Annotated in this window: 17 protein-coding genes; 9 read left to right on the plus strand and 8 right to left on the minus strand. The window is 71.5% G+C overall.

Annotation, left to right across the window (positions count from 1 at the left end):
• The first annotated feature begins 3 nt into the window (after nt 1–3).
• Complete coding sequence (locus ACH54P_RS37025; RefSeq protein ID WP_489907934.1) at nt 4–690, plus strand: hypothetical protein; 687 nt, start codon at nt 4–6, stop codon at nt 688–690.
• A gap of 55 nt (nt 691–745) precedes the next feature.
• Here the strand turns inward: ACH54P_RS37025 and ACH54P_RS37030 are convergent, their stop codons facing one another.
• Complete coding sequence (locus ACH54P_RS37030) at nt 746–4,453, minus strand: multifunctional oxoglutarate decarboxylase/oxoglutarate dehydrogenase thiamine pyrophosphate-binding subunit/dihydrolipoyllysine-residue succinyltransferase subunit (protein ID WP_489907935.1); 3,708 nt, start codon at nt 4,451–4,453, stop codon at nt 746–748.
• A gap of 258 nt (nt 4,454–4,711) precedes the next feature.
• Here ACH54P_RS37030 and ACH54P_RS37035 point away from each other — a divergent pair, with 258 nt between their 5' ends.
• Nucleotides 4,712–4,984: a hypothetical protein gene (locus ACH54P_RS37035; protein ID WP_489907936.1), complete on the plus strand. Its 273-nt coding sequence runs from the start codon at nt 4,712–4,714 to the stop codon at nt 4,982–4,984.
• On the opposite strand, the gene ACH54P_RS37040 is transcribed toward ACH54P_RS37035, so the two are convergent.
• The 4 genes from ACH54P_RS37040 to ACH54P_RS37055 form a co-directional block, all read right to left on the minus strand.
• The gene (locus tag ACH54P_RS37040; RefSeq protein WP_489907937.1) at nt 4,981–5,520 is read right to left on the minus strand and encodes a DUF4291 family protein; all 540 of its coding nucleotides are present in this window, start codon (nt 5,518–5,520) and stop codon (nt 4,981–4,983) included. The genes ACH54P_RS37035 and ACH54P_RS37040 overlap by 4 nt on opposite strands.
• Nucleotides 5,521–5,669: 149 nt before the next feature.
• Nucleotides 5,670–9,413: an ABC transporter ATP-binding protein gene (locus ACH54P_RS37045; protein ID WP_489907938.1), complete on the minus strand. Its 3,744-nt coding sequence runs from the start codon at nt 9,411–9,413 to the stop codon at nt 5,670–5,672.
• Nucleotides 9,414–9,511: 98 nt separating this feature from the next.
• Nucleotides 9,512–10,393, minus strand: a complete 882-nt coding sequence (locus ACH54P_RS37050; protein ID WP_489907939.1) for an ABC transporter permease subunit — start codon at nt 10,391–10,393, stop codon at nt 9,512–9,514.
• On the minus strand, nt 10,393–11,451 hold the full coding sequence (locus tag ACH54P_RS37055) for an ABC transporter ATP-binding protein (RefSeq protein WP_489907940.1): 1,059 nt from the start codon (nt 11,449–11,451) through the stop codon (nt 10,393–10,395). The genes ACH54P_RS37050 and ACH54P_RS37055 overlap by 1 nt, the downstream gene beginning before the upstream one ends.
• A 672-nt stretch (nt 11,452–12,123) precedes the next feature.
• On the opposite strand from ACH54P_RS37055, the gene ACH54P_RS37060 reads away from it, so the two are divergent.
• Genes ACH54P_RS37060 through ACH54P_RS37070 form a run of 3 tightly spaced genes read left to right on the plus strand, consistent with a single transcriptional unit; the run spans nt 12,124 to nt 15,304 of the window.
• The gene (locus ACH54P_RS37060; RefSeq protein WP_489907941.1) at nt 12,124–12,801 is read left to right on the plus strand and encodes a response regulator transcription factor; all 678 of its coding nucleotides are present in this window, start codon (nt 12,124–12,126) and stop codon (nt 12,799–12,801) included.
• A complete protein-coding gene (locus ACH54P_RS37065) occupies nt 12,794–14,146 on the plus strand; it encodes a sensor histidine kinase (RefSeq protein ID WP_489907942.1) in 1,353 nt (450 codons plus the stop codon). Before ACH54P_RS37060 ends, ACH54P_RS37065 begins: the two co-directional genes overlap by 8 nt.
• Before the next feature lie 45 nt (nt 14,147–14,191).
• The gene (locus ACH54P_RS37070) at nt 14,192–15,304 is read left to right on the plus strand and encodes an acyltransferase family protein (protein ID WP_489907943.1); all 1,113 of its coding nucleotides are present in this window, start codon (nt 14,192–14,194) and stop codon (nt 15,302–15,304) included.
• Between the two features lie 2 nt (nt 15,305–15,306).
• Here ACH54P_RS37070 and ald read toward each other — a convergent pair whose 3' ends face one another.
• Entirely contained in the window at nt 15,307–16,422 is a 1,116-nt protein-coding gene (gene ald, locus ACH54P_RS37075) for an alanine dehydrogenase (protein ID WP_489907944.1), read from the minus strand.
• 158 nt (nt 16,423–16,580) lie between these two features.
• Here ald and ACH54P_RS37080 point away from each other — a divergent pair, with 158 nt between their 5' ends.
• Together ACH54P_RS37080 and ACH54P_RS37085 are read left to right on the plus strand one after the other, a co-directional pair.
• Nucleotides 16,581–17,513, plus strand: a complete 933-nt coding sequence (locus ACH54P_RS37080) for a zinc-binding dehydrogenase (protein WP_489907945.1) — start codon at nt 16,581–16,583, stop codon at nt 17,511–17,513.
• Nucleotides 17,510–17,929 carry a pyridoxamine 5'-phosphate oxidase family protein gene (locus ACH54P_RS37085; RefSeq protein ID WP_489907946.1) on the plus strand — a complete coding sequence of 140 codons (420 nt, stop codon included), beginning with the start codon at nt 17,510–17,512 and terminating at the stop codon, nt 17,927–17,929. The genes ACH54P_RS37080 and ACH54P_RS37085 overlap by 4 nt, the downstream gene beginning before the upstream one ends.
• 58 nt (nt 17,930–17,987) lie before the next feature.
• Here ACH54P_RS37085 and ACH54P_RS37090 read toward each other — a convergent pair whose 3' ends face one another.
• Nucleotides 17,988–18,899, minus strand: a complete 912-nt coding sequence (locus ACH54P_RS37090) for a zinc metalloprotease (RefSeq protein WP_489907947.1) — start codon at nt 18,897–18,899, stop codon at nt 17,988–17,990.
• A 162-nt stretch (nt 18,900–19,061) separates the two neighbouring features.
• A complete protein-coding gene (locus ACH54P_RS37095; RefSeq protein ID WP_489907948.1) occupies nt 19,062–20,618 on the minus strand; it encodes a PucR family transcriptional regulator in 1,557 nt (518 codons plus the stop codon).
• 49 nt (nt 20,619–20,667) lie between these two features.
• On the opposite strand from ACH54P_RS37095, the gene ACH54P_RS37100 reads away from it, so the two are divergent.
• Both ACH54P_RS37100 and ACH54P_RS37105 read left to right on the plus strand, forming a co-directional pair.
• Nucleotides 20,668–21,288, plus strand: a complete 621-nt coding sequence (locus ACH54P_RS37100; protein ID WP_489907949.1) for a class I SAM-dependent methyltransferase — start codon at nt 20,668–20,670, stop codon at nt 21,286–21,288.
• 450 nt (nt 21,289–21,738) lie between these two features.
• The gene (locus ACH54P_RS37105) at nt 21,739–22,140 is read left to right on the plus strand and encodes a hypothetical protein (protein WP_489907950.1); all 402 of its coding nucleotides are present in this window, start codon (nt 21,739–21,741) and stop codon (nt 22,138–22,140) included.
• The last annotated feature ends 4 nt before the right edge of the window (nt 22,141–22,144 follow it).

Consider the following 22,144-nt stretch of genomic DNA (forward strand, 5'->3'; position numbering starts at 1 on the left):
TTCGTGCAGCACGGACCTCAGTACCCCTACCAGCAGTACCCGGGCTACCCGCCACCGAAGTCCGGCGGGAAGACCGCCCTGGTCGTCGTGCTGGTCGTGCTCGGGGTCCTCGTCCTGGCCGGGGCGGGCGTCGGCGCGTTCTTCCTCCTGACGCCGGACGGCGACCGGCGCTCGGCCGCCCCGCCGACCACGACGTCCCCGGCGGGCGAGCCGGACAAGTACACGTCCCTGCCGCGGTGCCCGGAGGTCGGCAGCCGGATGGACAGCCTGCCCCCGCTGCTCCGCGACAACCCGCCGCAGCCGGCGAGCACCTCGGACGACGAGCTGTCGATGACCCAGCAGAGCTGCTCGTGGATGCGGGCGGGGTCGTCGGCCGGCCAGGTGTCGATGTACCTCGTGCGGTCGAACGTCCCGGGCTCCGGTGCGGGCCCGCGGTACGCGAAGGCGGGTTACGAGAACGCCGTGAAGGACGGCGCCAAGCCGATCACCGAGCGGATCGGCCAGGCGACGAAGGCCGCGGACGTCGACTTCGACCACGGCAGCACCCTGCAGTGCGGCGTGCACTTCTACCAGGGCAACGTCGACGTGATCGTCATCGTCTCGGCGGCCGACGAACAGGACCGGGACATCGGCCGTTGCCGGCGCAACGCGCACAACCTGGCGAAGGCCGCTTCTGGAGCGATCGGCTAGGAACGGCGAAGGCCCCCACACCGCGGGTGTGGGGGCCTTCGCCGGGTTCAAGCGATCAGTCGAACGCCTTCGAGATCAGGGCCTTCTGCTCGACCTCGTGCACCTTCGACGAGCCGGCCGACGGCGCCGCCATCGGGCGGCGCGACACGACCTGCAGGCCCGAGAGCAGCTCCGGGAACTTCCGCGGCAGGTTCAGGCCGAAGAACGGCCACGCACCCTGGTTCTCCGGCTCCTCCTGGACCCACGCGACCTGCGAAGCGTTGGTGTAGCGCTCGAGCGCCGCCACCAGCTTCTTCTTCGGCAGCGGGTAGTACTGCTCGATCCGCACGATCGCGACGTCGTCCGCCTCGCGCTTCGTCCGCTCGGCCACCAGCTCCCAGTACAGCTTCCCGGAGGTCAGCAGCACCTTGCGGATCTTCGCCGGGTCCGGCGTCGTGTCGTCGATGACGGACATGAAGCGGCTTTCGCCGGTGAAGTCCGCGGTCGCCGACGTCGCGGCCTTGTTGCGCAACATCGACTTCGGCGTGAAGACGATCAGCGGGCGCTGGATGCCGTCGAGCGCGTGGCGGCGCAGCAGGTGGAAGTAGTTCGCCGGGGTGGACGGCACCGCCACCGTCATCGAGCCCTCCGCGCACAGCGAGAGGAACCGCTCGATGCGGCCGGACGTGTGGTCCGGGCCCTGGCCCTCGTGGCCGTGCGGCAGCAGCAGCACGACGTCCGAGCGCTGGCCCCACTTGGCCTCGCCCGAGGAGATGTACTCGTCGATGACGGTCTGCGCGCCGTTGACGAAGTCACCGAACTGCGCTTCCCACATGACCAGCGCCTCGGAGTTCGCCACCGAGTAGCCGTACTCGAAGCCGACGGCCGCGTACTCCGACAGCGCCGAGTCGTAGATCATCACGCGGCCCTGGCCCTCGGCCAGGTTCTGCAGCGGCGAGTACTCCTGGCCCGTCTTGCGGTCGATGAACACCGAGTGCCGCTGGGTGAACGTGCCGCGTCGCGAGTCCTGGCCGGACAGCCGGACGAGCCGGCCTTCCAGCGCCAGCGACCCGAACGCGAGCAGCTCGCCGAACGCCCAGTCGATGTCGCCTTCGCGCGACATCTTGTGGCGGCGCTCCATGACCGGCTTGACGCGCGGGTGCGGGGTGAAGCCCTCCGGCACGTTCACGAACGCGTCGCCGATGTGCTCCAGCGTCTGGTTCGTGATCGCCGTCGGCACCTTCGCCGGCATCGGCTGCTCTTCCTCGACCGAGGGGCTGGCCTTCGCCGGGTGCTTCTCCAGCTCGCGGACCTCGTTGAAGACGTGCTCCAGCTGGCTCGAGAAGTCGCGCAGCGCGGCCTCGGCCTCCTCGACGGAGATGTCGCCGCGGCCGATCAGCGACTCGGTGTAGGTCTTCCGCACCGAGCGCTTGGTGTCGATGATGTCGTACATCGCCGGCTGCGTCATCGAGGGGTCGTCGCCCTCGTTGTGGCCGCGGCGGCGGTAGCAAATCAGGTCGATGACGACGTCCTTGTGGAACGCCTGCCGGTACTCGACGGCCAGCTTGGCCACCCAGTGCGCGGCCTCCGGGTCGTCACCGTTCACGTGGAAGATCGGCGAGCCGATCATCTTCGCGACGTCGGTGGCGTACTGGCTGGAGCGCGAGTGCTCCGGCGCGGTCGTGAAGCCGACCTGGTTGTTGACGATGACGTGCACGGTGCCGCCGGTGCGGTACCCGCGCAGCAGCGCCAGGTTCAGCGTCTCGGCGACGACGCCCTGGCCCGCGAAGGCCGCGTCGCCGTGCATCAGGACCGGCAGGACGGTGTAGCCCTCGCCGCCCTTGTCGAGGATGTCCTGCTTGGCGCGGACGATGCCCTCGAGCACCGGGTCGACCGTCTCCAGGTGGGACGGGTTCGCGGTCAGCGACACCTTCGTCTCGCCGTCGCCGAACATGCGGAAGTACTTGCCCTCGGCGCCGAGGTGGTACTTCACGTCGCCGGAACCGTGCGCCTGGCCCGGGTCGAGGTTGCCCTCGAACTCCTGGAAGATCTGGCTGATCGGCTTGCCGACGATGTTGGCCAGCACGTTGAGGCGGCCGCGGTGCGGCATGCCGATGACGACCTCGTCGAGCTCGTGCTCGGCGGCCTTGTCGAGGATGGTGTCGAGCAGCGGGATCGCCGTCTCGCCGCCTTCCAGCGAGAACCGCTTCTGGCCGACGTACTTGGTCTGCAGGAACGTCTCGAACGCCTCGGCGGCGTTCAGCTTCGAGAGCACGTACTTCTGGACCGCGGGGTCCGGCTTCTCGTGCGGGATCTCGACGCGCTCCTGGATCCAGCGGCGCTCCTCGGGGTCGAGGATGTGGGTGTACTCGATGCCGACCGTGCGGCAGTACGAGTTGCGCAGCACGCCCAGGATGTCGCGCAGCTTCATCCGCTCTTGACCGGCGAAGCCGCCGACCGGGAACTCGCGGTCGAGGTCCCAGAGGGTGAGACCGTGGGACAGGACGTCCAGGTCGGCGTGGCTGCGCTGGCGGTAGTTCAGCGGGTCCGTGTCGGCCATCAGGTGGCCGCGCATCCGGAACGCGTCGATCAGCTCGATGACGCGGGCGGTCTTGTCGACCGGGCCGTCCGGGATGTCGGCGACCCAGCGGATCGGCTCGTACGGCAGGCGCAGGCTGGTGAAGACGTCGTCGTAGAAGCCGTCCTCGCCGAGCAGCAGCTGGTGGATCCGCTTGAGGAACTCGCCCGACTCCGCGCCCTGGATGATGCGGTGGTCATAGGTCGAGGTCAGCGTCATGATCTTGCTGATGCCGAGGTCGACCAGGGTCTTCTCGCTGGTGCCCTCGAACGCGGCCGGGTACTGCATGGCGCCGACGCCGATGATGGCGCCCTGGCCGGCCTGCAGCCGCGGCACCGAGTGGTTGGTGCCGATGCCGCCCGGGTTCGTCAGCGAGATCGTGGTGCCGGAGAAGTCGTCCGCCGTCAGCTTGTTGTTGCGGGCCTTCTTGACGATCTCCTCGTACGCCTGCCAGAACTGCAGGAACGACATGTCCTCGCAGCCCTTGATGGAGGCCACGACGAGCGTGCGGGAGCCGTCCTTGCCCTTCATGTCGATCGCGAGCCCGAAGTTGACGTGCTCCGGCGTGACCGCGAACGGCTTCCCGTCGATCAGCTGGTAGTGCCGGTTCATGTTCGGGTAGTTCTTCAGCGCCCGCACCATGGCGTACCCGATGAGGTGCGTGAAGGAGATCTTGCCGCCGCGCGTGCGCTTGAGGTGGTTGTTGATGACGATGCGGTTGTCCGCCATCAGCTTCGCCGGGACCGCGCGCACGCTGGTCGCGGTCGGGACGCTCAGCGACGCGTCCATGTTCTTCGCGATGGCCGCCGCGGCGCCTCGCAGCTGCTTCGACTCCGGTTCTTCCTTGGCCTGCGGCTTGGCGTCGGCCTTCGGCTCGGCCTTCGCGGCCGGCTTCGGCGCCGCCTTCGCGGGGGCCGGCTTCGCGGGCGCCGGCGTCGGCGACGACTGCTTGGCCGCCGACTCCGCGTTCTGCACGGCCTTGGGCGACGGCTGCGAAGCCTGGCCGTTGGTCGGGGCCTTGGCGTCGACCTGCTGCTGCCGGGCCGTGTCCGCCTTGGCCTGCGCGTTCTGCGTCGGCTTGAAGTCCGCGAAGAAGTCGTGCCATGCGGCATCGACTGAGGAAGGGTCGGCGAGGAACTGGTCGTACATCTCTTCGACCAGCCACTCGTTGGGGCCGAACTGTGACGCAGGGCTGCTGCTGGACACGGCTTGGGCTCGCCTCTATCCGTCTCGATCTCGATCATGAATCCGCTGATGCGCCTACCAGGCTAACCCCCTCGGTGACCGCGATGTGATGGAACCGGCCTGTGTGAGGCGTGGCGCACTAGGGGATCGGTCACTGACTCGATCAAGATGTGCTAAGGGAACCTTAACTGCTGTACCCGGTACAGGGTTCTCGCGGTCTTCGGCCGGGGTTCGCCCGGGGTCCCGCGGGGGTTCACCGCGGCGGGTTCCCCTGGACGGATGTGGCTGGTCGAATGTCCTTCCTTCTGGGACCAGGGCCTGGTGCGGCCGCTGGTCACCGAGTCCGGGGCGGTCGTCCTGACGTGCGACTCGTGCTCGGCCGTCCGGTGCACGCCGTCGGACTTCGAAGAGAGGGAGTGGGTCGAGCCGGACGAGCCCGGCTGGCTGGTCGGCGCCGGCGTGCACGTCCGGCCGGGCACGGTCCGGTGGGCCTCGCGGCCGGACGTCGAGGCGGCCGGGCTGGGGTCACTGGAGTGGCGGGCGCTGCCTTAGCCGGCGGCCAGCGCCTTGGCGAGCTCCTCGTCCAGCGGGTACGGCGGTTCGTGGGGGACGAGCTTGACCGCCTTGTGCAGCTGGTCGGTGGCCAGGAGGCCGGAGATGTCGCGCATGACGGGCGTGACGTCGGTGACCGCGGTGACCCACTCGTCGGCGTAGTGGCCGGCGGCCTCGCCGCTCAGCCCGAGCCGGATGGCGCTGAAGTTCAGCGCGGTGTGGTCGAGGTCTCGCTCCGGCTCCCACTCGACGCGCACCGGGCCGCCTTCGAGGGCGTGGACCAGGGCCCACTCGAAGCCGGTGCGGGTGATGTCGGCCGCCAGGATCCGCTCGTGCCCCGGCTTGCTCCCGTTGCCGCTGCGGTAGGCCGCGCAGCGGAACGACGGCACGACCCACGTCGTCCCGGCCCGCTCGAAGGTCTGCTTTTCGAGCGCGGCGTCGGCGACGGCGGGCGAACACGCCTGGTAGACGCGGACGGTCGTCTCGGTCTGCGCGGCCCGGACCTGCCGGTCGGGCACCCGCTTCTCTTCGAACATGCCCGCCATGGTCCCAGCGCCGCGGCCGCCCGGCCACGGACTTTCGTGCGCAAAGAGGCACCACGCGTGATGGGAGCGGCATCACGTGTGATCAAGGGGGCATCTCGCGTGATGCCTCCCTGATCACGCGTGCTGCCCCTTGCCGCACGTCAGCCGAGGGCCCAGAGGCGGGCGTAGTAGCCGTCGGCCGCCAGGAGCTCTTCGTGGGTTCCGGTTTCCACGATCCGGCCGTGGTCCAGGACCACGATGCGGTCCGCGCGGGCCGCCGTCGCGAGGCGGTGGGCGACCACGAACGTCGTGCGGCGGCGGGCCACGTGCTCCGTCGCGCGCAGGACGGCCGCCTCCGTCGACGGGTCCAGGGCCGCCGTCGCCTCGTCGAGCAGCAGGACGTCCGGGTCCACCAGCTCCGCCCGCGCCAGCGCCACCAGCTGGCGCTGGCCCGCCGACAGCGACCGGCCGCGTTCGCCCACCGGTTGGAGGAAGCCCGACGGCAGGGCCGCGACGCCGTCGAACGCGCCCACGGCCCGGACCGCCGCCTCGACCTCGGCGTCCGTCGCCGACGGGCGCCCGTAGCGGACGTTGTCGGCCACCGTGCCCGAGAACAGGTGCGCCTCCTGCGGCACCACACCCATCCGGCGCCGCAGCCCGGCCAGCTCGTACTCGCGGACGTCCGTGCCGTCGATCCGGACCTCGCCGCCGGTGACGTCGTAGTAGCGCGCCACCAGCTTCACCGCCGTCGACTTCCCGGCGCCGGTCGCGCCGACCAGCGCGATCGTCTCGCCGGCCGCGACGTCCAGCGAGAACTGCTCCAGCGCCTGAGCCTCGGTGCCGGTGTAGGCGAAGTCGACTTCCTTGAACGACACCTCGCCCCGCAGCCGCTCCGGCACCGCCACGGCGTTCTCGGCCGCCGGCACCGACGTCGGCGTCCGCAGCAGGTCACCGATCCGGTTCAGGCCGACCCGCGCCTGCTGGTAGCCGTCGAACACCGACGACAGCTGCTGGATCGGCGAGAAGAACTGCTGCAGGTACAGCAGGAACGCGAGCAGCACGCCGGCGGACAGCGTGCCGGCCGAGACCCGGGTCGCACCCGCCACCAGCACGGTCGTCGTCGCCAGGTCGGACATCAGCGCGACCAGCGGGAAGTACGTCGCGACGTACCGCTGGGCCCGCAGCCGCGAGCGCCGGTAGTCGTCGCTGCGGGAGGCGAACGCCTCCGCGGAGCGGTCTTCGCGCGTGTACGCCTGGGCGACGCGCAGCCCGCTGACGTTCTCCTGCATGTCCGCGTTCACGACGCTGACCCGCTCGCGGGCCTCGTTGTACGCCTTCGACGCCGACCGCCGGAAGATCACCGTGGCCACCGCCAGTACCGGCACCATGGCCAGCGCGAACAACGCCAGGCCGGCGTCGGTGACCAGCAGCGCCGCCGTGATCCCGGCCAGCGTCAGCGCGCTGACGACCGCAGTGGCGAGCCCGGTCTGCAGGAACGTCGACAGCGCGTCGACGTCCGTCGTCATCCGGGTCATGATCTTCCCGGACAGCTCCCGCTCGTAGAAGTCGAGCCCGAGCCGTTGCAGGTGCGCGTAGCTGCGGACGCGCAGGGCGTACAGCACCGTCTCGCCGACCCGCGACGTCAGGCGCGTCTGCGCGAACACGACCAGCCAGTCGGCCGCGATCACCAGCGCGCCGATCCCGGCGGCGAGCCAGATCATCCCCTCGACGCCCGCGCGGACGCCGTGGTCGACGCCGAACTGGTACAGCCCGGGCAGCGCGATCGACGCCAGCGCGTCCGCCGCCACCAGCCCGATCACCAGCGTCAGCGGCCAGCGGACCGGCCGCAGCAGCCGGGCCAGCCGGAACCGCGGGTCGGGCGCGGTGACGTCCACATCGGACAACCGGGGTTCGTCGACGGCGGCGGGCAGCTTGCGGACGCCCTCGATCAGCTCCGGTGTCGGCGGCACGTCCAGGCCGCCGCCCCCGCCGACGAACCCGCTGCTGTTCGGGTCGCCACTGCGCAGGCGCGCGGCTTCGGCCAGGGCATCGACCTCGTCCCGCTCCTCGCGGGGCCACAGCGCCGGCGTGACGCCGGCCGGCCCGCGGTCGAGACCCTCGCAGCGGTGCTTCTCCTCGACGTCGTCGCCCGGGCCCGCGACCAGCTCGCGGAACAGCGGGCAGCGCGCCATCAGCTCGGCCTCCGTGCCGACGTCGACGACGCGGCCCTCGTCCAGCACCGCGATCCGGTCGGCCAGGGCCAGCGTCGAGCGCCGGTGGGCGATCAGCAGCGTCGTGCGGCTCGCGGTGACCGACCGGAGGGTGTCGTGGATCGCCGCTTCGGTGACGGTGTCGATGGCCGATGTCGCGTCGTCGAGGACCAGGATCCGCGGGTCGGTGATCAAGGCCCTGGCCAGCCCGAGCCGCTGCCGCTGACCGCCCGAGAGCGTCAGCCCGCGCTCGCCGACGAGCGTGTCGTAGCCCTCCGGCAGCGCGCGGATGAACCCGTCGGCCTCCGCCGCCTTGGCCGCCGCGACGATCTCCTCGTCGCTCGCGTCCGGCCGGCCGTAGGCGATGTTCTCCCGGATCGACGAGGAGAACAGGAACGCCTCCTCGAACACCACGCCGATCGACTGGCGCAGCTGCCGCAGCGGGACGTCGCGGACGTCGAGGCCGCCGACCCGCACCGCACCCGCGTGCACGTCGTAGAACCGGGGCAGCAGCAGCGAGATCGTCGACTTCCCGGAGCCCGCGGTGCCGACCAGCGCGAGGGTCTCGCCCGGGTTCGCGGTGACCGAAAGCCCGGCCAGCACCGGTTCGCTCCGGGTGTAGCCGAACCGCACGCCGTCGAGCTCCACGCCGAGCGGGCCGTCCGGCAGCGGCCGGGCGTCGGGGGAGTCGACGACCTCCGGCTGCGCGTCGATCAGCTCGTACACCCGCTCGGCGCCGGCGCGGGTCAGCTGAGCCTGCACGACCAGGCCGGACAGCATCCGGGCCGGGCCGATCAGGGTCGCGAGGTAGGTCGCGAAGGCGAGGAAGGTGCCGAGGGTGATGGAGCCGTTCAGCGCGAGCACGCCACCGATGCCGAGCACGGCGACCTGGCCGGCGGCGGGCAGCGCGGCGGTGGTCGCCGTCGGCACCGCGGACAGCTTCGCCGCGCGAAGCCGCTCCGCGAACAACTTGCGCGCGGTCCCCTCGAGCTTCGAGACCTCGCGCGTCTCCTGGCCGAAGCCCTTGACCACGCGGACGCCGGTGACGGTCTCCTCGACCTGCTGCGCGACGTCCGCCGCGCGCTGCTGCGCCGACCACGTCGCCGGGAACAGGCGCTTGCGGCTGCGGGCGATGATGATGCCGACCGCGGGCGTGACGACCAGCGCGATCAGCGTCAGCAGCGGGGACATCCACAGCATCGCGACGAACGACAGCAGCGCGAAGATCACCGAACCGAACGACAGCGGGACCTGCATCAGGATCCCGGTGACCAGCTGCAGGTCGGAGATCGCGCGCGAGACGACCTGGCCGGTGCGCAGCGCGTCCTGTTTGCCGCCGTCGAGCCGCGACACCGCGTTGAAGACGCGCTGGCGCAGGTCGTGCTGGACGTCGAGGGCGAGCTTCCCGCCGAAGTACCGGCGCACGAACGCGGTGCCGAACGCCACCAGCTGCAGCGCCACCAGGAAGACCGCGATCCCGGGCAGCCCGCCGGTCTGGCCGGCCACCGCGTCGTCCACCGCCGTGCGGACCAGCAGCGGGCTCGCGGCCTGGACACCGACGCTGAACACGGCGGCGAGCAGCGACAGCACGACGAGCGCGCGGTGCTCCCAGGCCGCGGCGGACAGCCGGCGGACCCAGCCGACGGTCTCGGCGGGTGGGAGCTCTTGACGGGAGCGGGGCGGAGCGGTGGTCACGTTCCAACCCTAAGCGCCGCCACCGACAATTTATTTCCCCGAACGCCGTGAAGGCCGCCTCCACGCTCGGGAGACGGCCTTCACGGACGACGCGGAACCTACGTGATGTCGCGCTTCTGGTTGCCCAGCCAGCCGAGGCCGAAGAACAACATCGTCCACGCGAAGAAGATCAACGCCGACGCCCACCACGAGATCACGCCGGGTGCGCCCGCCCCGAGCTGCAGACCCAGCTGCGACCAGTGGTCGACGTTGCCCGGCAGGTTCAGCGAGTTGATCCCGAACGCGTCCGCCGCGATGCCGCCGACGATCCCGTTCGCCGTCCCGTTCGGCAGGATCCCGCCCAGGATGTCGGTCTGGCCCCAGAGCGCGATCACCAGGACGTTCTCCACGATCAGGAACCACACCAGCAACAGCACCACCGCCAGCGGCACGCTGCGCAGCACCGCGCCGAACCCGATGCCGAACAACGTCACCAGCACGGCGGCCAGGACCGTCCCACCGAGCGCGGCCAGCCACTGACCCGCGCTGGGCCAGCGGCCCGAGTCGACCGACGCCATCACCGCGATCGCCGAGACACCGAAGCTGACCACACCGTAGATCGCGCCCCACGCCACGTACGTGAGCATCTTGGCGGTCAGTGCCGAGATCCGGTTCGGGGCCGTCAGGAACGTCGTCGTGATCGTCTTGCTGCGGTACTCACCGGCCAGTGCGAAGACGCCGAACAGCGCCGGGATCAGCTGCGCGATGTTCACGCCGTGCGCGAACGCCAGCAGCCCCACCGGCAGCTTGTCCGGGTCGAGGCCGATCGGCCCGGCGATCTCCCTGGCTTCGCGCGAGCCGATGAAGTCCGCGAAGTCGTTGGTGATCTTGCCCCAGACGAACGTCAGCCAGAACGCCACCAGCACCAGCGGGATGAGCAGCACCCACCACGTCTTCAGCGACAGCGTCTTGCGGAACTCCGCCTTGATCAGGTTGCCCATCACTGCTGCGGACCTCCCCAGTACTGCTGCTGCTGCGGACCCGAAGGCGGGCCCTGCTGGTACTGCTGCGGACCCGGCGGCGGCCCCTGGTACCCGGGCGGCGGGCCCTGGTACTGCGGCTGCGGCGGGTACCCCGACGGCGGGCCACCGGCGTACTGACCCTGCGTCAGCTGGAAGAACATCCGCTCCAGGTCGGCGTGCTCCTCCTGCATCCCGTAGACCGCGATCCCGGCCTTCGCGGCCAGGTCACCGATCTGCTGCACACTCGACCCGGCGACCGCCACCCGGCCGTCCGGCGTCGGCGAAACCTGCTGGATACCGTTCTCCTGCAACGTCTTCACGAGCGCGGCCGCGTCGGCGGGCTGCACCAGCACCCGCGACTGCTGACCCTTGCGCAACTGCTCCAGCGGCCCGTAGTACCGCGTGACGCCCTGGCTGATGATGACCACCTGGTCGATCAGCTGCTCGACCTCGTTCAGCAGGTGACTCGACACGAGCACCGTCCGCCGCTGCTCCCGCGCGTACGACCGCAGGAAGTTGCGCAGCCACAGGATGCCTTCGGGGTCGAGACCGTTCGTCGGCTCGTCCAGCACCAGCACCTGCGGATCACCCAGCAACGCCGTCGCCAGCGCCAGCCGCTGCCGCATCCCGAGCGAGAACCCGCCGGCCTTCCGGTCCGCGGCGCTGCCCAGCCCCACCAGACCCAGCACCTCGTCCGCACGCCGGTCCGGCACCCCGATGGCCGCCGCGTACACCCGGAGGTGGTTCCGCGCCGTCCGGCCAGGGTGGAAACCCTCGTTCTCCAGCACCGAGCCCACCACCCGCGCCGGATTCCCCAGCTGCGAGTGCGGCCGCCCGTTGATCGTCGCCGACCCCGACGTCGGCGTCACCAACCCGAGCAACATCCGCAACGTCGTCGTCTTACCGGCGCCGTTCGGCCCCAGGAAACCCGTCACCGAACCCGGTTCGACCGTGAAACTGAGGTTCTGCACCGCGTTCACCGCGCCGAACTGCTTGCTCAGGTTCTGCACCACAATCCGGCCACTGCCGTCGTGCATACCGTCCCCTAACGTTCCCGCTGATGCGGCGTCATCCTGCCCTACCCGCGCCACCCGCGCGCACGGAACACCAGAACCCGCGGTGAGCGACCTTCGTCACGTTCCGCAACCGGCCCGAGCCCCCGTCGACGCCCTGACCAGAGGGTTCCCAGCCCCGGACAGATCAACTTGGTAAAGAATCCGTTCGACTTACCCACCCGGTGCAGCGAACTCAGCCCAACCCCTCTAAGCTAGGACTCGGCGGCCCGCTCCCAGTGACCCCCAGGCTGGTTGAGCGGGTCGCCCCTTCGTCTTCGCTTCGGGCTTCGCCCTTCGCTTCGACTTTGTCCTCTTGCCCGGGGGGCCGAGCCCCCCGGACCCCCCACGGTGCGGATCCCGCGGCTTCCAGCGTTGTGCGGGAGGGGCTGCCGCGGCTTCCGGCGGTGTGTGGGAGGGGCTGCCCTGCCTTCCGGCTTTGTGCGGAAGGAGTTGTCTTGCCTTCCAGCGTTGTGCGGGAGGGGCTGCCGCGGCTTCCGGCGTTGTGCGGGAGGGGCCGCCCTGCCTTCCAGCGTTGTCCGGGAGGGGGCGCCCCCTTCCAGCGTCGTGCGGGAGGGGCCGCCCTGCCTTTCAGCCCTGTCCGGGCGGGGCGTCTGTTGCCCCGGGGGGCTTCGGGGGCTGTGGCATCGTTGCGCGATGCGGATCTTGCTTGTTGAAGATGAACGGCGGCTTGCCGAGGCTCTGCGGGCTGGGCTCGGGGGTGAGGGCTATGCCGTTGATGTTGCCCACAATGGGCGGGATGCGCTTTGGTTCGCCGGGGAACACTCCTATGCCGCCATCGTTCTCGACATCATGCTGCCTGGGCTGAACGGATTTCGCGTCTGTCGGCGGCTTCGGGAGCAGGGGAACCGGACTCCCATCCTGATGCTCACCGCCAAGGACGGGGAGGATGACGAGATCGAGGCCCTTGATACCGGGGCCGATGATTTCTTGCCGAAGCCCTTTTCCTATGGGGTGCTGCTCTCGCGGCTGCGGGCGCTCATCCGGCGTGGGGGTGCCACCCGGGCGGGGGTCCTCAAAGCGGGGGATCTTGAACTCGACCAGGGCGGGCGGACCTGCCGGCGCGGGTCCGCCGAGATCACGCTCACGGCCAAGGAGTTCGCCTTGCTCGCCTACCTCATGCAACGTCCGGGGCAGGTCGTCACCAAGGCCGAACTCCTCGAAAACCTGTGGGACTTCGCCGCTTCGGCGACCGCCAACCTGGTCGAGGTCCACGTCAGCGCGCTGCGGCGCAAGATCGACCTCCCCTTCGGCGTCGAGACCATCCGGACCGTCCGCGGCGCCGGCTACCACCTGGTGACCGCCGGTGCCTAGCTTCCGGCGCTCGACCCGCTTCCGCGTCGCGGTGACAGCCTTCGCGACGTCGGCCGCGGCGCTCGGGGCGGTGTCGGTCTGGTTCGTCCTCCAGGCGCAGAGCCGCCTCGAGAACGCCGCCACCCAGCTCGCCGACGCCCACGCCGACGCGATCGTCCAGCTCCTCAACACCGGCGCCCGGCCCGCCGACCTGACGCTGCTCGTGCGCGATTCGATCTACGAGGTCACCGACCGCTCGGGCCGCCGGCTCGCGTCCTGCCCGGTCCTGCGCGACGCGACGCTGGACGCGCACGACACCGAAGTGACCTTGCGGCCGTACCAGTACGACCGGGCCGACCTGGCGTCCGTCGGCTGCGCGCCCGAGCTGCGCGGCCTCGACGACGACCTCACCCTGCACGTCGTCCACGACACCAGCGGCGACAGCAAGTACGACGTCTTCGCCGGGGCGCAGCTCGACGCCGAAGGCCAGGCGGCCGTCGATTCCGTCCGCACGGTGCTCACCCTCGGCGTCCCCGCGGTCGCGCTGCTGATCGGCGTCATCGCGTGGCTCGCCGTCCGCCGGTCGCTGCGCCCGGTCGAGGCCATCCGCGGCGAAGTCGCCGAGATCGGCGCGCACGACCTGAGCCGTCGCGTCCCGGACCCGGGCACCGGCGACGAGATCGCCCGGCTGGCCGGGACGATGAACACCATGCTCGCCCGGCTCGACGAGGCCGTCACCCGCCAGAGCCGGTTCACCTCCGACGCGTCGCACGAGCTGCGCACCCCGCTCGCCTCCCTGCGGACCCAGCTCGAAGTGCTGCTGGCCCACCCCGACCGGCTCGACTGGCGCCACGCCTGCGAGAACGCGCTGCTCGACGTCACCCGGCTGCAGGACCTCGTCGCCGACCTGGTGCTGCTCGGCAAGCTCGACCACGCCGTCCCCGATCGCCTCGAGCCCGTGCCGCTGTCCGAAGTGGTCGACGCCGTCGCGGCCGGGCGAGCCGAGGTCGAGGTCCGCGGGGCCCCCGTGGTCCGCGGGCACCGGTCGCGGCTGGAACGGCTCGTCCGCAACCTCGTCGACAACGCGCAGCGGCACGCCGTCTCCCGCGTCACCGTCACGGTGTCCGCAGTGGACGGACAGGCGGTGCTGACGGTCGACGACGACGGCCCGGGCATCCGCGAGGCGGACCGCGAGCGCGTCTTCGACCGGTTCGTCCGGCTGGACGACGCCCGCGCCCGCGACGAGGGTGGCTCCGGGCTGGGCCTGGCGATCGTCGCCGACATCGCCCGCGCCCACGGCGGCACGGCCGAGGTCGAAGGGGGAAGCCGGTTCGTCGTCCGGCTGCCGGAGCTGAAGACGTCTTAAGCCGGCTTCAGGCCCGGTTCAGCGTCCAAGATCGACGCTGCGCCCATGAGCATTTCCTGGCGGCCGATGGAGCACGCCGAATACCGGGCGTCGTCGTGGTTCCCCGGCCTCGGCGGCCTGCGTGCGCTGGCCGCGCTGGCCGTCGTGTTCTTCCACTACGGCGGCCCGGTCGTCGACCGGCTGCAGGGCTGGATCGCCGTCCAGCTGTTCTTCGTGCTGTCCGGCTTCCTCATCACCACCCTCGCCCTGCGCGAAGAGGACCGCGCCGGCCGGATCTCGCTACGCGGCTTCTACGTCCGCCGCGTCTTCCGGATCATGCCGGTCTACTTCCTGCTGCTCGGCCTGACGGCGCTGGCCGTCACGCTCGCCGGGACCTACCGGAGCAGCCGGCTCGGGGACGCGATGCCGTACTACCTGACCTTCTTCAACGAAGTCGTCGACTACAACACGCCGTACCCGACGTCGTGGTCGCTGGGTGTGGAGGAGAAGTTCTACCTCGTCTGGCCCGCGTTGCTGGTGCTGACGTCGTTCGCGCGGACGGGAAAGACCGCGCTGCGCCTGGTGATCGGTGTCGGCGCGCTGGCTTTCGTGGTCGGGGTGCTGCCACTGGCGCCCACGCACCAGTGGGCGAGCCTGAGCGTGCACTACGGCTCGCTGGTCGTCGGCTGCCTGCTCGCGCTCGCGCTGCACCACCCGCGCGGGTTCGCGGTGCTGCGGCCGCTGACCAGCCCGGCTGCCGCGGTGGGCGTCGCGCTCGGGTTCTGCGTGCTGCAGCTGTCGGTCGAGCCGCTCGGGCAGGCGCTCGGCGGGAACTGGCAGTTCGTCGTCCCGATCTACGCCTTCGGCGCGGGGTTGCTGCTCGTGGCGGTGATCGCGCGGGGGCCGGTTCGGCGGGTGCTCGCGAGCCGTCCGCTCACCTACCTCGGTGACCGGTCCTACGCGCTCTACCTCGCCCAGACGGGCGCGGCGGGCGTGACGGGCCTGCTGTTCCCGACGGGGCTGGGCAAGGCCGTCGCGACGGCCGCCGTCGCGCTGCTCTTCGCGTGCGGCCTGCGGCGGTGGGTCGAGCTGCCCGCGATCGCCTTCGGACGGCGGCTGGTGGCGAAAGGGGAGCGAGCCCCTGCCGGCGGACGACAGGGACCCGCTCGGGTGAAATGAGGTCAGGCGAGCACGGTGTCCAACGAGGTGTGCGGCAGGTCGTGGGCCACCGCGACCGGGCCGTTCGTCAGGGCGCCCGCGTGCGTGTTGAGGCCCTTCGCCAGCGCGGCGTCGGCCTGCAGCGCGGCCTTCCAGCCGTGCTCGGCGAGCTGGACCGCGTAGGGCAGCGTGACGTTCGTGAGGCCGTAGGTCGACGTCCGGGGCACCGCGCCCGGCATGTTCGCGACGCAGTAGAAGAGCGACTCGTGCACGGTGTAGGTCGGCTCGTCGTGCGTGGTCGGGTGCGAGTCGGCGAAGCAGCCGCCCTGGTCGATCGCGATGTCGACGAGCACGCTGCCCGGCTTCATGCGGGAGACGAGGTCGTTCGAGACCAGCTTCGGTGCCTTCGCGCCGGGGACGAGCACCGCGCCGATGACGAGGTCGGCCTGCAGCACCGACTCCTCGACCGAAAGCCGGTTCGACGTCACCGTGCGGATGCGGCCGCCGAAGTCGTGGTCGATCTGGCGGAGGCGGTCGACGTTGGTGTCCAGGATCTCGACGTCCGAACCGAGGCCGAGCGCGACCCGGGCGGCGTTGAGGCCCGCCACGCCGCCGCCGATCACGACGACGCGCGCCGGGTGGACGCCGGGGATACCGCCCGGCAGCACCCCGCGGCCGCCGCTCGGCTTCATCAGCGAGAACGCGCCGACCTGCGGAGCCAGCCGGCCCGCGACCTCGGACATCGGGGCGAGCAGCGGCAGGGCGCCGGTGGCGGTCTGGACCGTCTCGTAAGCGATCGCGGTGGTGCCGGCGGCCAGCAGCGCGTCGGTCAGCGGCCGGTCGGCGGCGATGTGCAGGTAGGTGAACAGCACCTGGTCGGCGCGCAGCCGCGGGTACTCCTCGGCGATGGGCTCCTTGACCTTGAGCACCAGCTCACCCTCGGCCCAGGTCTCCTCGGCGGTGGCGAGGATCTTCGCGCCGGCGGCGACGTACTCCTCGTCGGAGATCGACGAACCCGCGCCGGCGCCGGTCTCGACGAAGACGTCGTGCCCGCGGCCGACCAGCTCGTGCACCCCCGCCGGGGTCAACGCGACCCGGTACTCGTGCTTCTTGATTTCACGGGGAACGGCGATGCGCACGGTCGGCCTCCTGGGTCGGTCTGGCGGTGCTGCCCCTCACGGTGAACCACCCGGACGGCGGTGTCATCGTGCTGACCGGACAGTTCTCGGCGGTATTCATGGTGCTGCCCGGACAATGATCTTGACCTCGAGTCCGCTGGAGATTGCAGGCTGAGCTCATGCGTGCGGTGTGGATGCGAGAGTGCGGTGGCCCGGAGGTGCTGGTCCCGGGGGACGCGCCGGACCCGGTGGCGGGGCCCGGACAGGTGCTGGTCGAGGTGGCGTTCGCGAACGTCACGTTCGTCGAAACGCAGTTCCGGGCGGGTGGGGCCGGGCCGTTCCGGGCCTCGCCGCCGCTGATTCCCGGCAACGGCGTCGGCGGCGTGATCAGCGTGACCGGTGAGGGAGTGGACCCCGGGCTGATCGGGCAGCGGGTGGTCACCTCGACGGGTGGCTCCGGCGGGTACGCCCAGCGCGTCGCGGTGGACGCGGCGGCGGTGTTCCCGGTGCCGCCCGCGCTCGAGCTCGACGCGGCGGTGGCGGTGCTCGCGGACGGCCGCACCGCGACCGCCCTGGTCCACGCCACCGGCGTCCGCCCCGGCGACCGCGTCCTGGTCGAGGCGGCGGCGGGCGGGGTCGGCAGCCTGCTGGTCCAGCTGGCGAAGGCGGCGGGTGCCCAGGTGGTCGGCGCGGCGGGCGGGGCGGCGAAGCTCGCTCAGGTCCGGGCCGACTCGGTCGTGGACTACCTCCTCCCGGATTGGCCGTCTTCGGTCGGCGAGGTGGACGTCGTCTTCGACGGAGTGGGCGGGGCGATCGGCACGGCGGCTTTCGCGTTGCTGCGGCGAGGCGGGCGGATGGCTTCGTACGGGTTGGCGAGTGGTTCCTGGGCTTCGGTGTCCGAAGAGGACGCTGCCGCGCGGGGTGTCTCGCTGGTCCGGTCACTGGGCGGCCCGGCGGAGATGCGGGCGTTCACGGAGTCGGCGCTGGCCGAGGCCGCGGCGGGCCGGCTGGTGCCGGTGATCGGGCAGAGGTTCCCGCTGGAGAAGGCCTCGGACGCCCACGCGGCGATCGAAGCCCGCACCACCCTGGGGAAGACGTTGCTGGTCGCATGACGGAATTCGACGTCGACGAGTTCCTCGCGCGGCCGCTCACCGCGCGGGTCGCCACCGACGGGCCGACCGTGCGGCCCACCTGGTACCTCTGGGAAGACGGTGCCTTCTGGATCCTCAGCGGCCCGTGGTCACGCCTCCCCGCGCGGATCCGCGCGCGGCCGCGCATCGCCCTCACCGTGGACGTCTGCGAGCTGGACACCGGGGTGGTCCGGCAGGTGGTGGCCACCGGCGATGCGGACCTGCGCGAGTTCGACGTCTCCCGCGGGCGGCGGAAGCTCGCGCGCTACCTCGGCGCCGACGAAGGACGCTGGGATCCGCGGTTCCGCGCCTACCTCCACGACGATCCCGGCACGGTGTGGGTGCACCTGCGGCCGTCGCGCCTGGTCGCGAAGGACCTCAGCTACCAGACGCCGTGAAGGCCACCCTGAGGAACCAGGGTGGCCTTCACGGGCTTCGCCGCGGGAGCGGACTCAGTCAGGCGCGGTACGCCGACCAGGAGCTGTTCATCCGGGTGCCCTGGCCCGCGGTGAACTCGTACATGCAGTTGTCGTAGCTGTAGTCCATGAAGTTGTGGACCGGGTCCTGGCCCGTCGAGGTGCAGGTGTCCTTGCTCGCCGGGCAGCCGGACGTCGGCGTGGCTTCGGCCGGCGTGTCCGACACGTAGTCGCCCGAACCGGAGCAGCCGCCCTGGAACGTGTGGTACAGCCCCATCCAGTGGCCGACCTCGTGCGTGGCCGTGTCGCCCTCGTTGTAGTTCGCCGCCGAGCGGCCCGGGAGGGACTCGTCGAGGATGACGACGCCGTCCAGCTTCGGCTTCGAGTTGTAGTTCCACGGGAACGTCGCCCAGCCGAGCAGGTCGTCACCGAGGTTGGCGGTGTAGATGTTCAGCGCGTTCTTGCCGCCCTTGCGCAGCGCGTTCTTCATGTTGCGCTCGGCCGAGGTGCCGTCGGTGATGCCGTTGTACCAGGTCGAGTTGTTCGTGTAGTCCGTGCTCACCAGCGAAAAGCTGAAGCCGCTCGACGCGTACGCGCTGTTCAGCACCGAGATCTGCTTGCTGATCGTCGTCGACGGCAGGTTGCCGGTCGAGCCGCTGGTGATGACGTGGAAGTACACCGGGATCGACACGGCGGCGGCCGCCCTCACCGAAGACGTCGTGCGCTTGCCGGCGAGCTTGCTCTGCATGTCCGCCTCGACGCGCGCCGCCTCCGCGGGCGAAAGGCTGTCGGCGTGGCCGTCCTTGCTGCGGTCCGCGGCCTGGGTCGGCGTGAAGCAGTCGCCGCTCGGCGCGGCCACCGCGCTGCCGGTCGTGGTGCCCGGAACGACGAGCGCGACCAGGGAGAGCGCGGACACCGCACCCAGCTTGACGGCCCTGCGGAACCTGCTCATGGACACTCCTCTGCGACGACCCGGCCACCCCGGGTGGTGAAGAGAAAATGCGCCACGCGATCCGCCGAATCCACCATCTTTCGGCTGGAAAAGACAATCCGAACGTTCGGCGCGATCCATGCGGAGTAGCGCATGAGTCCGACGTTGGGCCGAACGGCCCAATCAGCTCCAGCGCAGGGCGACCAGCTGGGTGAGCAGCGCCAGCCGGACGTCGGGGTCGTCGAGGTCCAGCGGCACGATTTCCAGCAGCTTCCGCATCCGGTACCGCAGGGTGTTCGGGTGGATCCGCAGCTCGCGCGCCGCCGCGCGCGGGTCGCCGGGGTGCCGCAGCCACTCGTAGAGCGTCTCGACGTAGCCCGCCTTGCCCGTCTCGTCGTGCGCGCGCAGGGCGCCCAGCGGGCCGAGCTCCGCGACCTTCGCCGCGGACGCCGCCGTTGCGCCGCGGTGGAGCGTCAACGCCGTCCAGGCTTCGTCGAAGGCGATCACGCGCTCGCCGAGGAGTTCGGCGCGCAGCAAGCCGAGTGCTTCGTCGGCCTGGGCACGCGACACCGAAAGGTCGCCGATCTCACCGGGGGCGCCCGCCGCCGCCCGCGGGGCCCCGCCGCGCCGGGAGGCCGGTTGCGCGGCCAGCGCTTGCCGCAGCTCGGCCCAGCCGCCGGTGCCGGGCCGGTCCGGGACCACGGCGTAGAGCAGGCCGCCCAGCTCGGTCGCCACCGGACGGCTCCCGATGCCCTGGGAGATCCGTTCGAGCAGGGCGAGCCGGAGGCCTTCGGCGTCGCGGCCGTCGCCGCCGGTGACTTCGATGACGACCACGCGGTGCGGCTCGTCGGACAGGTCGAGCTCCGCCATCGCCTTCCGCGGGTTCGCGCGGCCTTCGAGCACCGCGCGCAGCAGCTCGGCCGACGCGCGGCGCTGCGCGTCGGTGTGGGCCCGGCGCCGCAGGAGGTGCAGCGCGACGACCGGGGCGGCGTCGGCGAACGCGGCCGCGCGCTCGTCGGACACCGGCCCGGCGACCACCGCCCACATCGAGCCGAGCAGCTCGCCGCCCATCCGGATCGGCACGATCAGCCGCGGCAGCGTCCCATCGCGCTGGGCGGGCACGAAGATCGTCTGCCGGCCGCGGGAGAGCTCGCGGAACACCCCGCGCGACCGGAACCGCGCGAGCACGTCGTCCGGGATGCGGCGGCCCATGATCGTGGCGACGCGCGCGGGGTCGGTGAGGTCCTGCCGCGCGGAGTAGGCGAGCACGCGCGAGTTGGTGTCCTCGATGGTCACCGGGGCGTCGACGACGGCGGCGACGGCGTCGGCCAGCCGGAACAGGTCGCCGGAGCCGGGGTCGAGGTCCTCGGACTCGTCGGCGAGGGCGTCGAGGACGGTCCGCAGCAGCCAGACGAGCTGGGCCCACGACGTCGCGGCGTGCACCTGGATGAGCGCGATCCCGCTGGCCTTCGCGGCCCGTTTCACCGCGGGCTTCGCGGCCAGCGGCGGCTTGAGGAGCACGGCGGCCGCGCCCTGGCCGGCGCTTTGCTTCACCAGTTCGGCGGCGTCTTCGGGCCCGGTCGTGGCGACGCCGAGCACGAGGTCGCCCGCCGCGAGGGTGATCGCGCCGCCGGGCTCGGCGATGACGACGTCGGCGACCGCGGGGGAGTCTTCGGGCACCTGCAGCGCGTGCAGCAGCGTCGGACCCACCCGGTCGACCACGTTGCGCACCGAGACCACGGGATCATTCTCGCGGAGAAACCGGTGGACGGCTCGCTAGGGTCGAGGGGTGAGCGATGCCCGGCGGATCGTCGAATCCGGCTACGACCGCGCGGCGGAGCGGTACCTCGAGTGGAGCGCCCGGATCCCGGACGACCCGCGGCCGCGGTTCCTGGCGGAGCTGACCGGCCGGCTCGCCGACGGCGCCCGGGTGCTCGACCTCGGCTGCGGTGCCGGTGTGCCGTGCACGGCGGCGCTCGCCGAACGGCACGACGTCCTCGGCGTCGACGTCTCGGCGTCGCAGCTGGAGCTGGCGCGGCGGAACGTCCCCGGCGCGCGGTTCGAGAAGGGCGACATGACCGGGGTGTCCTATCCGGACGGCAGCTTCGACGCCGTGACGGCGTTCTATTCGGTGCTGCACGTGCCCCGGGAGGACCAGGGCGCCCTCTTCGCGCGGATCGCAGCCTGGCTCCGGCCCGGGGGCTGGTTCCTGGCCGCGCTGGGCTGCAGCGAAATGAACGGAGTCGAGGCCGACTGGCTGGGGGCGCCGATGTTCTTCAGCAGCCACGCTCCCGCGGGCAACCGGCGGCTGCTCGCGGCGGCCGGCTTCACGCTCGAAGTGGACGAGCTCGTGACCATGCGGGAGCCGGAGGGACCGGCGACCTTCCACTGGGTGCTCGGCCGGCGCTGAAGCCCGGGCCTGCCGGGGCGGCAGCGGGCGGACGCGCCGCCCCGGCAGGCGTTCGGGGGGCCAGGCGCCGTGCGGGGTCGCGCCGGCGCGCCGGACCGCGGGCCAAGTACCCGGGGTGGGGCATCGCTCACCGCGCTCCCTGACGGTGTCGGGAAATGGCGGGCCCGATGATCGGTTTCGGGTCCGGGGAGTGGCCGACTCTATGGCATCGGCTCGCCCGTTCCCAGCCGGTTCCCCCATTCTTCGCAATAGCCGAAAATTCCTGCCGGGGACGCCGGGGGAGCGAAAAGAAACCGTCCGACGCGCTACCGGGGACGTCGGAAATCCTTGTGGCGCGGGGACATGCCCCCGGTGTGGGCACCGGCCGGTCTTGTGGCATCCTCTCGCGATCGATCGAAGCGAACGGTTTTCGCCGGGAAGTGCGAGGTGGTCAGCTTGTACGGGCGTGACGTGGCGGAATGGCAAAAGATGATCGCGGCCGGCACGGCGATTCTGATCTCGAGAGCGGTGGTGGACCGGACGACTTCGTACGGGGAATTCGCCGCCGCGCTGACCCGGCGCACCGGGGCCGCCGGGTTCGACTTCACCACCGGCGCCGGCCGCGCGAGCATGGCCTACCTGCTCGACCGCATCTCCGAGGCCGCGTTCGACGAGGCGGGCGGCAGGCTGCTCGGCGCGCTCGTCCGGAACCTCGGCGCCGACGACGCCGGGCCCGGCTTCTACCGGCTCGCGAGCCGGAAGGGCATGGCCGTGCCCCGCACCCGCGGCGGGCGCCGGCTGTTCTGGGCCCAGCACGTGCGCGAGCTGCACGAGCACTTCGCCGGGGTCGGCCGGCGGCCCGCGGCGGGGTGAGCCG

This window comes from Amycolatopsis sp. N2S4-7 (assembly GCF_058119595.1).

Excerpts from the sequence above, each read along its gene's own strand:
- ACH54P_RS37035 (WP_489907936.1), top strand. The coding sequence starts at position 4,712 with ATGTGGCTGGTCGAATGTCCTTCCTTCTGGGACCAGGGCCTGGTGCGG.
- ACH54P_RS37040 (WP_489907937.1), bottom strand. The coding sequence starts at position 5,520 with ATGTTCGAAGAGAAGCGGGTGCCCGACCGGCAGGTCCGGGCCGCGCAG.
- ACH54P_RS37050 (WP_489907939.1), bottom strand. The coding sequence starts at position 10,393 with ATGGGCAACCTGATCAAGGCGGAGTTCCGCAAGACGCTGTCGCTGAAG.
- ACH54P_RS37055 (WP_489907940.1), bottom strand. The coding sequence starts at position 11,451 with ATGCACGACGGCAGTGGCCGGATTGTGGTGCAGAACCTGAGCAAGCAG.
- ACH54P_RS37060 (WP_489907941.1), top strand. The coding sequence starts at position 12,124 with ATGCGGATCTTGCTTGTTGAAGATGAACGGCGGCTTGCCGAGGCTCTG.
- ACH54P_RS37070 (WP_489907943.1), top strand. The coding sequence starts at position 14,192 with ATGAGCATTTCCTGGCGGCCGATGGAGCACGCCGAATACCGGGCGTCG.
- ACH54P_RS37080 (WP_489907945.1), top strand. The coding sequence starts at position 16,581 with ATGCGTGCGGTGTGGATGCGAGAGTGCGGTGGCCCGGAGGTGCTGGTC.
- ACH54P_RS37085 (WP_489907946.1), top strand. The coding sequence starts at position 17,510 with ATGACGGAATTCGACGTCGACGAGTTCCTCGCGCGGCCGCTCACCGCG.
- ACH54P_RS37090 (WP_489907947.1), bottom strand. The coding sequence starts at position 18,899 with ATGAGCAGGTTCCGCAGGGCCGTCAAGCTGGGTGCGGTGTCCGCGCTC.